At 65.5% G+C, this 14,334-nt stretch carries 9 protein-coding genes; 6 read left to right on the top strand and 3 right to left on the bottom strand.

Features of this window, described 5'->3' with window-relative positions; all coding sequences use genetic code 11:
• Positions 1 to 29 precede the first annotated feature (29 nt).
• From AB0I14_RS08215 to treZ, 4 genes are read left to right on the top strand one after another with little or no spacing between them, the layout of a single operon-like run.
• Complete coding sequence (locus AB0I14_RS08215) at positions 30 to 2,198, top strand: acyltransferase family protein (protein WP_358018558.1); 2,169 nt, start codon at positions 30 to 32, stop codon at positions 2,196 to 2,198.
• Positions 2,199 to 2,202: 4 nt separating this feature from the next.
• Positions 2,203 to 4,383: a glycogen debranching protein GlgX gene (gene glgX, locus AB0I14_RS08210; RefSeq protein ID WP_358018555.1), complete on the top strand. Its 2,181-nt coding sequence runs from the start codon at positions 2,203 to 2,205 to the stop codon at positions 4,381 to 4,383.
• A 1-nt stretch (position 4,384) separates the two neighbouring features.
• On the top strand, positions 4,385 to 6,652 hold the full coding sequence (treY, locus tag AB0I14_RS08205; protein ID WP_358018552.1) for a malto-oligosyltrehalose synthase: 2,268 nt from the start codon (positions 4,385 to 4,387) through the stop codon (positions 6,650 to 6,652).
• Entirely contained in the window at positions 6,645 to 8,378 is a 1,734-nt protein-coding gene (treZ, locus tag AB0I14_RS08200) for a malto-oligosyltrehalose trehalohydrolase (RefSeq protein WP_358018549.1), read from the top strand. The genes treY and treZ overlap by 8 nt, the downstream gene beginning before the upstream one ends.
• Here the strand turns inward: treZ and AB0I14_RS08195 are convergent.
• Complete coding sequence (locus AB0I14_RS08195) at positions 8,372 to 8,830, bottom strand: helix-turn-helix domain-containing protein (RefSeq protein ID WP_358018546.1); 459 nt, start codon at positions 8,828 to 8,830, stop codon at positions 8,372 to 8,374. The two genes, treZ and AB0I14_RS08195, sit on opposite strands and share 7 nt — an antisense overlap.
• A gap of 85 nt (positions 8,831 to 8,915) precedes the next feature.
• Between AB0I14_RS08195 and AB0I14_RS08190 the strand changes: the two genes are divergently transcribed.
• Positions 8,916 to 10,082, top strand: a complete 1,167-nt coding sequence (locus AB0I14_RS08190) for an MFS transporter (protein WP_358018543.1) — start codon at positions 8,916 to 8,918, stop codon at positions 10,080 to 10,082.
• Here the strand turns inward: AB0I14_RS08190 and AB0I14_RS08185 are convergent.
• Together AB0I14_RS08185 and AB0I14_RS08180 are read right to left on the bottom strand one after the other, a co-directional pair.
• Positions 10,051 to 10,878, bottom strand: coding sequence for a DUF2182 domain-containing protein (locus AB0I14_RS08185; RefSeq protein ID WP_358018540.1), 828 nt, complete (start codon positions 10,876 to 10,878; stop codon positions 10,051 to 10,053). The two genes, AB0I14_RS08190 and AB0I14_RS08185, sit on opposite strands and share 32 nt — an antisense overlap.
• Complete coding sequence (locus tag AB0I14_RS08180) at positions 10,875 to 12,344, bottom strand: tyrosinase family protein (protein ID WP_358018536.1); 1,470 nt, start codon at positions 12,342 to 12,344, stop codon at positions 10,875 to 10,877. The genes AB0I14_RS08185 and AB0I14_RS08180 overlap by 4 nt, the downstream gene beginning before the upstream one ends.
• A 300-nt stretch (positions 12,345 to 12,644) precedes the next feature.
• Between AB0I14_RS08180 and AB0I14_RS08175 the strand changes: the two genes are divergently transcribed.
• Positions 12,645 to 14,309 (top strand): M4 family metallopeptidase, encoded by a 1,665-nt coding sequence (locus tag AB0I14_RS08175; protein ID WP_358018533.1) that lies wholly within the window; start codon positions 12,645 to 12,647, stop codon positions 14,307 to 14,309.
• Positions 14,310 to 14,334: the final 25 nt, after the last annotated feature.

Here is a 14,334-nt window from a genome sequence, read left to right as displayed (position 1 = left end):
GGCCGATGTTAGGTAAATTGGCCTCGACCATGAAAACCCTTGACGCCCCCCGGACGGAGCCCGGCACCGAATCCGGTTCCGTTCCGCACGCCGTCATGGGCACCCGAAAATCGGGCTTCTATCGCCATGATCTGGACGGACTGCGTGGTATCGCCATCGCCCTGGTGGCGATGTTCCACATCTGGTTCGGCCGGGTTTCCGGTGGTGTCGACGTTTTCTTGGCGCTGTCCGGGTTCTTTTTCGGCGGCAAGATGCTGCGCATGGCGCTCAATCCCGAGGCGCCGCTGTTGCCGCTGCCCGAGCTCGTCCGACTGGTGCGACGGTTGTTGCCCGCCCTGGTCGTGGTGCTTGCCGCAGGCGCCGTACTGACCATCCTGGTGCAGCCCGAAACGCGGTGGGAAGCGTTTGCTGACCAAAGCCTGGCAAGCCTGGGCTACTACCAGAACTGGGAATTGGCCAACACCGCCGCGGACTACCTTCGCGCCGGTGAGGCGGTCAGTCCGCTGCAGCACATCTGGTCGATGTCGGTCCAGGGGCAGTTCTATGTGGCGTTCCTGGCGTTGGTCTTCGGGTTCGCTTTCCTGGGCCGCCGACTGTTCGGCCGGCACCTGCGCACCGCGTTCATCGTGTTACTGGGCGCGCTGACCATCGCCTCGTTCGTGTACGCGATCATCGCGCACAACAACGATCAGGCCACGGCCTACTACAACAGCTTCGCGCGCGGCTGGGAGCTGCTGGCAGGCGCACTTGCCGGCGCGCTGGTGCCGGCCGTGCGGTGGCCGATGTGGCTGCGCACCATTCTGGCGACGGTGTCATTGGCCGCCATCCTGTCGTGCGGTTGGTTGATCGACGGCGTCAAAGAATTCCCCGGCCCCTGGGCGCTGGTTCCGGTCGGAGCCACCGTCATCTTCATCCTCACCGCCGCCAACCGGATGGACGATCCGGATACGGCCGAGCGGCTGCCCGCGCCCAACCGGATGCTGGCAAGCAAGCCGTTCGTGTCGCTGGGCTCGATGGCCTATTCCCTGTACCTGTGGCACTGGCTGCTGTTGATCTTCTGGCTGTCCTACTCGGGCCATGCCCACGCCAACTTCCTCGAGGGCACGATCGTGCTACTGATCTCGGGGGTCCTGGCCTGGCTCACCACCCGCTACATCGAGGATCCGCTGCGCCCGCAGAAGGCGAAGGCCGCCAGCACCGCGCCGGCCGTCCCGCTGCGCGTCCGGCTACGCCGGCCCACCATCGTCCTCGGCTCCATCGTCGGACTGCTCGGCGTCGCATTGACGGCCACCTCGTTCACCTGGCGCGAGCACGTCACGGTGCAGCGCGCCAACGGCAAGGAACTGTCCGGGCTGTCGGCCCGCGACTACCCGGGAGCCCGCGCACTCATCGACCATGCCCGGGTGCCCAAGCTGCCGATGCGCCCGACGGTTTTGGAGGCCAAGGACGATCTGCCCGCGTCCACGACCGACGGCTGCATCAGCGATTTCGGCAACACCGACGTGATCAACTGCACCTACGGCGACAAGGACTCGCCGCGGACGATCGCGGTGGCGGGCGGGTCGCATGCCGAACACTGGATCACCGCGCTGGATCTGCTGGGTCGCCTGCACAACTTCAAGGTGGTCACCTACCTCAAGATGGGTTGTCCGCTGACCACGGAGGAAAACCCGCTGGTGATGGGCGACAACCGCGCGTACCCGAAATGCCATGAGTGGAACGAAAAGGTGATGTCTCAGCTCATCGCCGATCGCCCCGACTTCGTGTTCACCACCTCGACCCGGCCGTGGAACATCAAGCCAGGCGACGTGATGCCCGGCACCTACATCGGAATCTGGGAAACCCTCTCCGAGAACAACATTCCCATCCTGGCGATGCGCGACACCCCGTGGCTCACCCGAAACGGCAAGCCGTACTTCCCCTACGACTGCCTGGCCAATGGCGGCGATGCGATCTCCTGCGGCATCGACCGGTCCAAGGTACTCTCCGACCACAACCCCACGCTCGATTTCGTCGGAAGGTTTCCCCTGCTCAAGCCACTCGACATGAGCGATGCGGTGTGCCGTAAGGACTACTGCCGCGTGGTGGAGGGAAATGTGTTGCTGTACCACGATTCCCACCATCTCTCCACGACCTACATGCGCACGATGACAGGTGAACTCGGCCGTCAGATGGCGGTTGCCACCGGTTGGTGGTGAAACCATGACGTCATCGTCACCAACACCGTCGTCCCCAGTGCCGCCGCCGGTACCCACGCCGATGTCGACGGTCTGGCCAGGTGAGGCCTACCCGCTCGGCGCGACCTATGACGGCGCCGGCACCAACTTCTCGCTGTTCTCCGAAGTCGCCGAACGCGTCGAGCTGTGCCTGATCGCCAAAGACGGCACCGAGCACCGGATCAACCTCGAAGAGGTTGACGGCTACGTCTGGCACGCCTACCTGCCCACGGTCACACCCGGTCAGCGCTACGGATACCGCGTGTACGGCCCGTGGGATCCCGGCACCGGACATCGGTGCGACCCCAGCAAGCTGCTGCTGGACCCGTACGGCAAGTCGTTTCACGGCGACTTCGACTTCAGCCAGGCCCTGTTCTCCTATGACCTGACCGCCGAACCGCCCGGCACCGGCACCCCGCCCCAGGTCGACTCTCTGGGCCACACCATGACCAGCGTCGTGATCAACCCGTTCTTCCAATGGGGCTCCGACCGGGCACCGAAGACGCCGTACCACGACACGGTGATCTACGAGGCACACGTCAAGGGGATGACCCAGACCCATCCGGGTATCCCCGAAGAACTCCGCGGCACGTATGCGGGGCTGAGTCACCCGGTTGTCATCGAGTACCTGCAGTCGCTGAACATCACCGCGATCGAGCTGATGCCGGTGCACCAGTTCATGCACGACCACCGACTGCTGGACCTCGGACTGCGAAACTACTGGGGCTACAACACGGTCGGCTTCTTCGCCCCGCATTTCCAGTACGCCGCCACCCGGCATGCCGGCGGCGCGGTGGCCGAGTTCAAGACCATGGTCAAGGCATTCCACGATGCGGGTATCGAGGTGATCCTGGACGTGGTCTACAACCACACCGCCGAAGGCAACCACCTCGGTCCGACCATCAATTTCCGCGGGATCGACAATGCCGCCTACTACCGACTGCTCGACGGCCAACCCGAGTACTACAAGGATTTCACCGGAACCGGCAACAGCCTCAACGCCCGGCACCCGCACACCCTGCAGCTGATCATGGACTCGTTGCGGTACTGGGTGCTGGAGATGCATGTCGACGGGTTCCGGTTCGACCTGGCCTCCACCCTGGCGCGCGAATTCTATGATGTGGACCGGCTTTCGGCGTTCTTCGACCTGGTCCAGCAGGATCCCGTCGTCAGCCAGGTGAAACTGATCGCCGAGCCTTGGGATGTCGGCGAGGGGGGCTATCAGGTGGGCAACTTTCCCGGCCTGTGGACCGAGTGGAACGGCAAGTACCGCGACACCGTGCGTGACTACTGGCGCGGCGAGCCGTCGACGCTCGGCGAGTTCGCGTCTCGACTGACCGGGTCCTCCGACCTCTATGAGGCCACCGGCCGCCGACCCGGCGCCAGCATCAACTTCGTCACGTGTCACGACGGGTTCACCCTCAACGACCTGGTGTCCTACAACGAGAAGCACAACATGGCCAACGGTGAGGACAACCGAGACGGCGAGAGCCACAACCGGTCCTGGAACTGTGGTGTCGAGGGGCCGACTGACGATCCGGAGATCCTGGCACTGCGCGCCAAGCAGATGCGCAACATCACCGGGACGCTGATGCTGTCCCAGGGCACCCCGATGATCGCTCACGGCGACGAGATCGGCAGGACCCAGCTGGGCAACAACAACGTGTATTGCCAGGATTCCGAACTGTCCTGGATGGACTGGTCGCGGCTGGAGACCAACGCCGACCATCTGGAGTTCACCCGCAAGGTGCTGGCATTCCGTAAGCGTCATGCGGCATTTCGGCGCCGCCGGTTCTTCGAGGGCAAACCGATCCGCAGCGGCGATCAGGTTCGCGACATCGCCTGGCTCACCCCGGCGGGTACCGAGATGACCCCGGAGGACTGGGGCACGGGATTGGGTACGTGTGTCGCCGTGTTCCTCAACGGCGATTCGATCCCGGCCCCCAACGCCCGCGGCGAGCGCGTCGTCGACGACACGTTCTTGTTGTGCTTCAACGCCAACGACCACGAGCAGGATTTCGTCACCCCGAACGGCGACTACGCCACCGAGTGGGCCGGCGACCTCGATACCGCCAGTCCGACAGGCGATTCCGATCTCATCGTGGCCGCGGGCGAGAAGATCTCGCTACAGGCCCGCTCACTGCTCGTGTTGCGCAAGACGGCCTGACATGCCGCGCCCGGTCCTTTCCACGTATCGGCTCCAGATGCGCGGGGACTGCTGCACATTCGATGACGCGGTGAACCTACTCGACTATCTCGACCGCCTCGGGGTGTCGCACCTGTATCTGTCCCCGATCCTGACCGCCGTACACGGATCCACACACGGATACGACGTCACCGATCCCACCACGGTGTCGGCCGCCCTCGGCGGGCCTGAGGGTCTACGGCGACTGTCGGAGGCTGCCCGCAAAAGGAACATCGGCCTCGTTGTCGACATCGTGCCCAACCACGTCGGGGTCGCCCACCCCGAGCAGAACCGCTGGTGGTGGGATCTACTGCGGTACGGCAGGGCGTCGGCATACGCCGAGTACTTCGATATCGACTGGGATCTCGACGACGGCCGGATTGTGTTGCCGGTCCTCGGTTCCGACGACGATGTCGCCGACCTGGTGGTCGACGGCGAAGTGTTGCGCCTGGGCGATCTCGTCTTTCCCGTGGCACCGGGAACCGGCACAGGCACCGGCCGTCAGGTGCATGACCGCCAGCACTACCGGCTGACCGGTTGGCGCAGCGGGATCTGCGGTTATCGTCGCTTCTTCTCGATCACCTCCCTGGCGGCGCTGCGCCAGGAGGACCGGGCCGTTTTCGACGCCAGCCACGTCGAGATCAAACGTTGGTTCGATGAAGGGCTGGTGGACGGCCTGCGCATCGACCATCCGGACGGATTGTCTGACCCCGCAGGCTATCTGCGGTGGTTACGTGAGCTCACCGGCCCCGACGCCTGGATCGTGGTGGAGAAGATCCTGGCCGCCGACGAGTCCCTCGACGCGTCACTTCCGGTCGACGGCACCACCGGATATGACGCGCTGCGCGAGGTCGGTGGACTGTTCATCGCCCCGGCCGGCGCGGCCGCACTCACCGCGGTGAGCGGCCGACCGGACCCCGGGGCCGAATCCGTGCTCAAGACAACCGCCATCGCCGACACTCTCGCCAGCGAGTTGGGCCGACTGTGCCGATCCATCACGGCGGTGACCACGCAGCACGACCCTCGGCTGCCCGGGGCGGTGACCGCACTGATCAGCAGGATCGGCGTATACCGAAGTGATTATCCGGCGCTTGGCACGATCCTCCCGGTAGCGCTACAGGAAACTGCCTGCACCACACCGGAACTCACCGATGCGTTGTCCACCATCTCGGTGGCGATGTCGAGCAGCGCCGAGGTGGTGCCCCGGTTCAACCAGCTGTGCGGAGCCGCGACCGCGAAGGCGGTCGAGGACTGCCTGTTCTACCGCGACGCCCGGTTGGTCTCACTCAATGAGGTCGGCGGTGCACCCGAGTTGTTCGGAGTCACGACTGCCGAGTTCCACCAACGGGCGACGACGCGAATGCAGGCCTGGCCGTCGACGATGACCACGCTGTCGACCCACGACACCAAGCGCGGCGAGGATGTCCGCGCCCGTATCGGGCTGCTGTCCCAGGTGCCCGACACGTGGGCGGAGTCCGTCGAGCGGTGGAACACACTGACCACTCCCCCGGACCGGTCCACAGCATTATTCCTGTGGCAGAACATGTTCGGTGCCTGGCCGGTCGGTGGCAACGTCACCGACGAACTTCGTATCCGCTTGCATGCCTACGCCGAGAAGGCGATCCGGGAAGCCGCCACCCATACCTCCTGGCACGATCCTTCCCGCGACTTCGAGGACGAGGTACACCGCTGGCTGGATGGAGTGCTCGACGGGCCGGTCGCAGCCGAACTGACCGCGCTGGTGAGTCGACTGGACGTGCATGCCCGAAACGACAGTCTGGGCCAGAAACTCATCCAGTTGACGGCGCCCGGAATTCCCGACGTCTACCAGGGCACCGAGACGACCGAGGACAGTCTGGTCGATCCCGACAACCGACGTCCGGTCGACTACCCGGCGTTGCGCGACGCCTTGGAGCGTGGGGACGATGCGAAGCTGCGGGTAACCACCGCTGCACTGGCGCTGCGCCGCGCCCGACCGGCCACATTCCTGGCCGGCGACTACACCCCGCTGCCGGCCACCGGTAGCGCGGCGACACACCTGGTGGCCTTCCTGCGAGGCCAGGATGTCGTGGTAGCCGCGTGCCGTTGGACTGTCGGTCTGGCCGAAACCGGCTGGGCCGAAACGGCATTGCCGTTGCCCGAGGGCCGGTGGCTGGATCGGCTGAGTGGCCGGCATTGGGCTGGTGTGGTGCCGCTGACCGAACTGCTCGCCGATTCTCCGGTGGCCCTGCTGGAGCGCGCCGATGGCTGAGTTCGAGGTGTGGGCGCCGATACCGGACCGGGTGCGGGTCGACGTGGACGGGACGCTGCACGACATGGTGCGTTCCGGAGACGGATGGTGGCGCGCCGAGGTCGCCTGCCGCACCGACGCCAGGTACGGGTTCGCCCTCGACGAGGATCCTGAGGTCTTGCCAGATCCTCGTTCACCGCGTCAGCCCGACGGCGTGCATGCCCGCTCGCAACGGTGGGCTGCGGCACCCGGGGCGTGGACCGACGCCAAATGGGCCGGCCGCTCCATCTGCGGCGGGGTGATCTACGAACTGCATACCGGAACCTTCACACCCGAGGGCACATTCGACGCCGCCATCGACAAGCTCGATCATCTGGTGGATCTCGGTGTCGATTTCGTGGAGCTGATGCCGGTCAACGCATTCAACGGAAACCACGGCTGGGGTTATGACGGGGTGCTCTGGTACGCGGTACATGAACCGTACGGCGGTCCCGACGGCCTCGTCCGGCTCATCGACGCATGCCACGCACGTGGTCTGGGCGTGTTCATCGACGCTGTGTTCAACCATCTCGGACCGTCCGGCAATTACCTTCCGAGGTTCGGCCCGTACCTGTCGTCCGGCCACAATCCGTGGGGCAGTTCGATCAACCTGTCGGATGCCGACGCCGACGAGGTGCGTACCTACATCATCGATTGCGCATTGCGCTGGATGCGCGATTTCCACGCCGACGGGCTGCGTCTGGACGCGGTGCACGCACTCGTCGACAACACCGCGATCCATGTGCTCGAGGAACTGGCAGCCGAAACCGACGCCCTGTCCGAGGAACTCGGCCGGCCGCTGTCGCTGATCGCCGAAAGCGACCTCAACGACCCCCGGCTGATCACCCCGCGGGACCGCGGCGGGTACGGCCTGACCGCGCAGTGGGACGACGATCTCCACCACGCCATCCACACCGCGGTTTCCGGTGAACGGCAGGGCTACTACGCCGATTTCGGATCGCTGGCCACACTGGCAGAAACGTTGAAGCACGGATACTTCCACGCCGGCACCTACTCGTCGTTCCGCCACCGCAGGCACGGCCGGCCGTTGGACACGGCCACCATTCCCGCCACCCGCCTGCTGGCGTACACCCTCACTCACGATCAGGTCGGCAATCGCGCCGTCGGCGACCGACCGTCGCAGCTTCTGACCTTCGGACAGCTCGCGGTCAAGGCCGCATTGGCACTCGGATCTCCCTACACGGCCATGCTTTTCATGGGTGAGGAATGGGGATCCTCCTCGCCGTTCCAGTTCTTCAGTTCGCACCCCGAACCGGAGCTGGCCCGTGCCACCGCAGAGGGGCGCAAGGCCGAATTCGCCGAGCACGGCTGGGATGCCGACGAGATCCCCGATCCACAGGACCCGGCGACGTTCCTGCGGTCCAAACTGAATTGGAGCGAGGTCACCGAGGGTGTTCATGATCGGCTCCACCGGACCTATCGCGAGCTGATCGCCTTGCGGGGCAGCGAACCCGACCTCGGTGACCCCTGGCTCGACCACATGTCGATCGATTTCGACGAGGAACAGCGCTGGATCGTTCTGCATCGGGGTGCGGTGTCCATCGCCTGCAATCTGGGCACCGAGCCAGTGGCGGTACCGGTCTCCGGAGAGCTGCTCCTAGCTTGGGATCGCCCCGACATCGACACCGACACCACGGTATTGGCCGGGCATTCTTTCGCGGTCCTGCGCGGCGAGCGCGATCAGTAGGCCTTCCGCACGGACGTGCCGTCGAGGTCCAATGCGGCGCCGCGCGAGCTCGTCGGCCGCAGTTCTGAAATCTGATCACCGCGCTGGTCCACCAGTATCGAGTGCGACTCGCCCGAAGCGAACGCGTGCCGCTCACCCCACTGACGCAGCGCCACCACGACGGTGAAGAGGTCACGACCGGCCTGGGTGAGTGTGTAGAGCTGCCGGCGGCCCGATGCGGCGGTCTCCCGGTCGAGGATGCCGCGCTCCACCAGTCGGCGCAGCCGGTCAGTGAGGATGTTGCGCGCGATGCCGGTGCGCTGCTGAAAGTCGGTGAATGCGCGCGCGCCGTCCATGGCGTCGCGCACGATGAGCAGGCTCCAGCGGTCTCCGACCAGGTCGACAGTGCGCGCGACCGGACAGGTGGGATCGGTCCAGGTCACGTCGTTGCCGCGGGGCGCCGACTCGGTCATCCCTCTCCTCCAAAAGTTGCTGATTGAAACTATTCTGCCGTAACCTCCAATCAGTTGCAATATGCAACCAATGAGAGGAGTGTGGATGGACCTGACCTTCGGCCACAGAGTGTTTTTCGCCACCGTCTGCGCAGTGGCCGTGGCAACGATCTACGCGGCACAGCCGGTTCTCGCGCAGATCGGCAGCGATCTCGGCGTGCCGGAGGCGCATCTGGGGTGGATCGTCACGGCCGGGCAACTCGGCTATCTGGTCGGACTGGTCCTTCTCGTGCCCTTCGGCGACATGGTCGACCGCCGCAGGCTCATCAGCGGGCACCTTGTGCTGGCCGCGGTCGGTGTGGCGCTGGCCGCGACAGCCGCACAAACCTGGCTGCTGCTCACCGGACTGGCGGTAGCCGGCCTGTTCGCCGTCGTTGTCCAGACCACGGTGGCATTCGCTGCGGCCCTGTCCACACCCGAGCAACGCGGCCGCACCCTCGGCGCGGTGACCTCCGGAGTTGTCATCGGCATCCTCGGTTCCCGCGTGGCAGCAGGCACTTTCGCCGCCGCGTGGGGGTGGCGCGGCGTCTATGCCGGGCTGGCCGTGCTGCTACTCGCCCTGGCGTGCCTCGTCCCGAGGCTCCTGCCGGCCGATCCGCGGTGCGAATCCGCCTCCTACGTAGACATTCTGGCGTCGCTGGGCCAACTGCTCGGTGACCATCTGTTCGTCTCACGCGGGCTGATCGCGTTCTTCCTGTTCGCCTCGTTCGGGACACTGTGGAGCGGCCTGGCGCTGCCACTCGCAGCGGCTCCGTGGCATCTGAGCACAGCCCAGATCGGCCTTTTCGGAATCGCCGGCCTCGCCGGTGCACTCGGTGCCGCCCGGGCGGGACGCTGGGCTGACGCCGGCTCCGCAAGTGCCGTCACCGGCGGAGCGCTCGCGCTACTGGCGGCCTCATGGCTGGCCATCGGGCACGCATCATGGTCGCTACTGCTGATCGTGGTCGGTGTGATCGTGCTCGACTTCGCGGTGCAGGCCGTACACGTGAGCAACCAACACCTGCTCACCACAGCCCACCCGCATCGCACCAGCAGCGTTATCGGCGGCTACATGTTTTTCTACTCACTCGGCTCGGCCCTCGGGGCAACCGCCACGACCGCGGTGTATTCGGTTGCGGGGTGGACCGGCTCGAGCATCCTCGGCGCCGCCTTCGCGGCCTGCGCGCTCGTCGTCTGGATAGTCAGCCGAGCGGCGCACCGAACGCCACGATGACGGCGACCACGGCCAGAACTGCAGCGAAAATCGGCAGATGATCCACAGCCTTCGTCACCAGCTTCTCCGCCACGACGATGCCGAAGAGGATCACCATCAGCCACAACGCGTGCGGAGCCAATGCCATCGGCAGCATCATCGGGCCACAGGCGCCCACGCATCGCAGCCCGTTGCGCAGGCCCTCGTCGACGCATGCCCGGTCCGCCCGACGGCCGTCGGCGGGCAGTGCGTGCACCCGGTGACATGCCCGCAGAAAGAACCGTTTCCTGCGGGTCAGCTCCCAGGCCGCCGCAACCGCAAGCACACCCGAGATCACCGGGACACCAACGTCCTTCGATCCCGCAAACCAGACGATGCCCAGCACCACTGCACCGAACACCGACCATACGGCGAGGTAGCCGAGCGCGAACAGCGCTTGGCTGCGATGCCGCCGGTTCCACCTGCCGTTCATCGAGATCGACCGCGCGATAGGCAGCGTCGTGGGCAGCATCATCGCCGCCGCCATGACCACCCACAATCCGAGCGACACAGGGAATTCCGGTGCACCGGAAGACATTGCCGCACAACGGTCCGCGATGGCGTCGAGCCTTATCGCGCCATGGCGGTGCGCCGCAGTGTGCGGCAGTGTCGAACAATGCTGGGTGCCACCGTGAGACGGCATCATCAGATGCAGTTCCGCGACCCCGAGCCAGGCGGCGACCGAGACGGTCAGCACGGACAGCTCCGGATGCGTCCACCACAACCGCCGCCAGGCCGACGGCCGCACCGCACCCGTTGTTACTGCAGCAAGACTCATTGCAGGAAGACACTCACGCGCCCGACGCGCGCATTTCCCGCCTCCTGCGGTGCCGAGGCCTGGGCGCCGGGCAGCTGGATGGGATGAGCCGCGGGCTCCACGAACTGCGGGACAAAGGTGACGCTGACCTGGTCGCTCCACCGGCCTTCGGCAGTGAACCGCTGATACAGACCGGTGATGTCGTAGGCGAGCCGCATTCCGCCGTGCTCGTTGTCGGGGTTGCTGGTGTCCTCGATTCCGAAGAACGCGGCCACACCGACGAAATGGTCGTCATCGACCGTGGGTTCACCGCCGCCCACATTGAGATACACCTTGTAGGTCACCCCCACCGGCGCCGGCGACGTCACGTCCTCGATGCGCAGGAAGGCGCGGGACGCCGGGGCCCCTTCCTCGGCCAGCGGGCCCAGTGGAGGTGCGATGCCGAAGGTGACGTTGGTCGTCGCACCGGCGAGGGCGATCGCGCGCTCCGATGCTCCGACGAGTTCCGGCGGGTTCTCCGGCGCGGGTGCGGTTGGCATGAGTGCCTCCAGTGCGACAGGGGCAGTGATGTCCTCATAGCTATAGCTGAGCTGAGGCGCAGTCTCGAGAACCTCTTGCACCGTCTCGGTGAGTGTCGCCCGGTTCTCGTCGTGGAAGTGGAACGTCACGCCCGTCAGCCAGGCGGCCTCCGTCGTGTTCGCCCGGTCCGGCAATGTCCGCCAGATCTCCCAGATCCGGTCGATGTTGGCATGGTGCAGCCAGAAGATGGGGTCCAGCGCCGCTGTGTTGAACGACCCCATCAGGCCACCCACTCCCACGTGGACGGCGCCGTGCGGCGTTCCTTCCAGCGGTCCCATCGCGGAGCCCGGGTCCTCGCCGGCATGACTGAATCCCGTACGTCCACCGGCAAACCCGCCGATGCCGGCGAAGTCGACGGGCGCCAACGCACTCGTCAGGTCGACATCGGACGCGGGCAATGACGAGCCGTCATTCAGGTTCCGTCCGGGCACCCACAGGGGATTCGGCGTCACCCCGTCCGGCAGGGTCGTGTCCAGGAAGGCCTTCGGCAGCCGTCGGCGGGCCGGAGCGTCGCTGCTGTAGTTCCAGTAGGGCAGTGCCCAGGTCGCCTTGATCTGCTCGTCGACGTCGTCGAGATCCTGGATGGCCGACGTGATGATCCGCTCGAACCATTGCAGATACATGCGGTGCCAGGGCAGGAAGAACCAGCAGAAGTGCTGGCACTGGTTGCGGAAGTTGTCGGGATTCACTGTGGTTCCGTGGATGTCCGACTGATACTGCCAACCGATCGGATCCAGCTGATCCATATCGGTCCGGCTGATCAGCACCTGCACTCCGCGGGCGTAGGCATAGATCGTCGGGTGCCAGTGGTCGATCTGATCGAGCGTCCAGATGTTTTGCCGAACCCGGGTCGCGGCCGATTCCGCGACCGTGAGGATGTCACCGGACTGGGCGACGTGTTTGGCCATGGTCGGCTCCCTTGACGGCGGATCTCCCGAGGGCGAATACCCACCTCTGGACGGTAGGCATCCGCAGTCCGGGGCGCGCGCGTAGATCACTACCTGTGTTCGGCGCCGACGCGAACAGCGCGTGGCACCGTGTCGGCCCCACACGGGCATCGCGACCCCCGATCGTCACGAATTCGAGTAGGCCACTACGCGCGCAACTGCGCCGCTCGCGACGCATGATCAGGCCATGCCACGGTGCTGACACCCGGTCGGTCCGAAGCGGGACAGCCCAACCCATCGGAGCAGGAGAAGTGAGAACTGATGAACGACAACGGGTTAGAGAGCTTTGCACTGCACAGTGCGGACAAGTACCAGGGCCCGGCAGTGCAGGCCATCAATGACGAAGCAGTCGTGCGCGGCGCAGCGCCTGCGGTCGACGTGGCGACGCTCGATCCAGAATCGGCTGCGCGCCGCTACCTCAACCAGATGATCGCCAGCCCCGAGGTGCCGTCGATCACCGACAGCAGCGCAGGTCCGGGGACCGAGTACCTGGCCCTCGGCACCGAATCCATTCCGCTGACCGACTCCACCGTCGTCAAGTTCGCCCAATACCGCCAACGCATCCCTGTATACGGGTCGCTGGTCACTATCGAGCTGGATGACGCGAACAACATGCTGGCCGTCAATTCGGCGATCGGCAATCCCGATGGTGTCGACGCGGTCGCGACCATATCGCCGGCGCAGGCCCAGGATGTGATCGTCAAGGACGCAGGCAAGGACGCATTGCCGCTGCCGGAACCACCCCGGCTGTACTTCTACTTCGACAGGAGTTCAGACCCCGGGGTCTGGCGCCTGGTGTACATCGCCAAGAACGTCCAGCGTCACCGCAAACGCACCTCCGACGGTCACCCGGAGACGCTGCCGGAGCTCTTCGACTACGTCGTTGACGCTCATTCCGGTGACCTGGTCGCCAAACTTCCCCGCACCCAGACGATTTCGTGGACGCTGGAAGAACTGGACTCGACCGATGCCCTCGGCCAGACTCGCCGCATCCGGGCCGAACGCGATGAGAACGACAACAAGCGACTGGTGGACCCCACCCGGCGCATCGAGACGTACGATTTCGGGTTCCGCAAGATCGAATCGCAGTTCCGCTCACTACCGGGCGCGGAGCCGATCTCCAATCCACCGGCACCCTGGAGCCCGGCCGCGATCAGCGCCCACGCCAACGCCCAGGAGGTCGCCGACTACCTGGTGAACACGTTGCAGCGCAACGGCCTCGACAACCAGGGCAGCCCGTTCATCTCGTCCATCAACTGCACGTCCATCCAGGATCCGACGCCCCGAGAATGGCGCAACGCCGCCTGGATCGGCACCCAGATGGTGTACGGCCAGCGCAGCGTCGGCGGCGAGCTGCGGTCGTATGCGGTGGCCATGGACGTTGTGGCCCATGAGATGACGCACGGACTGACCGACAACACGGCCCGCCTCGAGTACAAGGACGAATCCGGCGCACTCAACGAGTCCTATTCGGACATCATGGGAACGATCATCGCCAATTCCCAGAAACCCGACATCGACAGCTGGAACTGGGAGATGGGCGAGGAACTCGACGGCACCGGGGTTCCTCTGCGGGATCTGAGTGATCCGGCCCGCCGCGGCCAGCCGGCACACGTTCGCGACTACGTACAAACGACCCGGGACAACGGCGGTGTGCACACCAACAGCGGCATCCACAACAAGGCGGCGTTCAACGTCATCAGCGCGAAGAACGGCCAGGGTCACCTCTTCACACCGCAGGATGTGGCAGCGCTGTTCTATCTCGCGCTGACACTTCACCTTTCGCGAACATCAGGCTTCAGTGACAGCCGCCGGGCCGTCGAGCTGGTGGCCAAGTCCCTGTTCCGCAGTGACTCCGAAAGCGTTCGCGATGAGAAAGTCGCCGCGGTGAGCGCAGGTTTCGAGGCAACCGGGATCAGCGCCTGAGCGCACGACCCTCAGAGCTGCTTTC

The organism is Mycobacterium sp. NPDC050441 (assembly GCF_040655355.1).
In the GTDB taxonomy this organism is placed as follows: Bacteria; Actinomycetota; Actinomycetes; order Mycobacteriales; family Mycobacteriaceae; genus Mycobacterium.
This window is presented reverse-complemented; position numbering and strand designations above follow the sequence as displayed.

Excerpts from the sequence above, each read along its gene's own strand:
- AB0I14_RS08215 (WP_358018558.1), top strand. The coding sequence starts at position 30 with ATGAAAACCCTTGACGCCCCCCGGACGGAGCCCGGCACCGAATCCGGT.
- glgX (WP_358018555.1), top strand. The coding sequence starts at position 2,203 with ATGACGTCATCGTCACCAACACCGTCGTCCCCAGTGCCGCCGCCGGTA.
- treY (WP_358018552.1), top strand. The coding sequence starts at position 4,385 with ATGCCGCGCCCGGTCCTTTCCACGTATCGGCTCCAGATGCGCGGGGAC.
- treZ (WP_358018549.1), top strand. The coding sequence starts at position 6,645 with ATGGCTGAGTTCGAGGTGTGGGCGCCGATACCGGACCGGGTGCGGGTC.
- AB0I14_RS08195 (WP_358018546.1), bottom strand. The coding sequence starts at position 8,830 with ATGACCGAGTCGGCGCCCCGCGGCAACGACGTGACCTGGACCGATCCC.
- AB0I14_RS08190 (WP_358018543.1), top strand. The coding sequence starts at position 8,916 with ATGGACCTGACCTTCGGCCACAGAGTGTTTTTCGCCACCGTCTGCGCA.
- AB0I14_RS08185 (WP_358018540.1), bottom strand. The coding sequence starts at position 10,878 with ATGAGTCTTGCTGCAGTAACAACGGGTGCGGTGCGGCCGTCGGCCTGG.
- AB0I14_RS08180 (WP_358018536.1), bottom strand. The coding sequence starts at position 12,344 with ATGGCCAAACACGTCGCCCAGTCCGGTGACATCCTCACGGTCGCGGAA.
- AB0I14_RS08175 (WP_358018533.1), top strand. The coding sequence starts at position 12,645 with ATGAACGACAACGGGTTAGAGAGCTTTGCACTGCACAGTGCGGACAAG.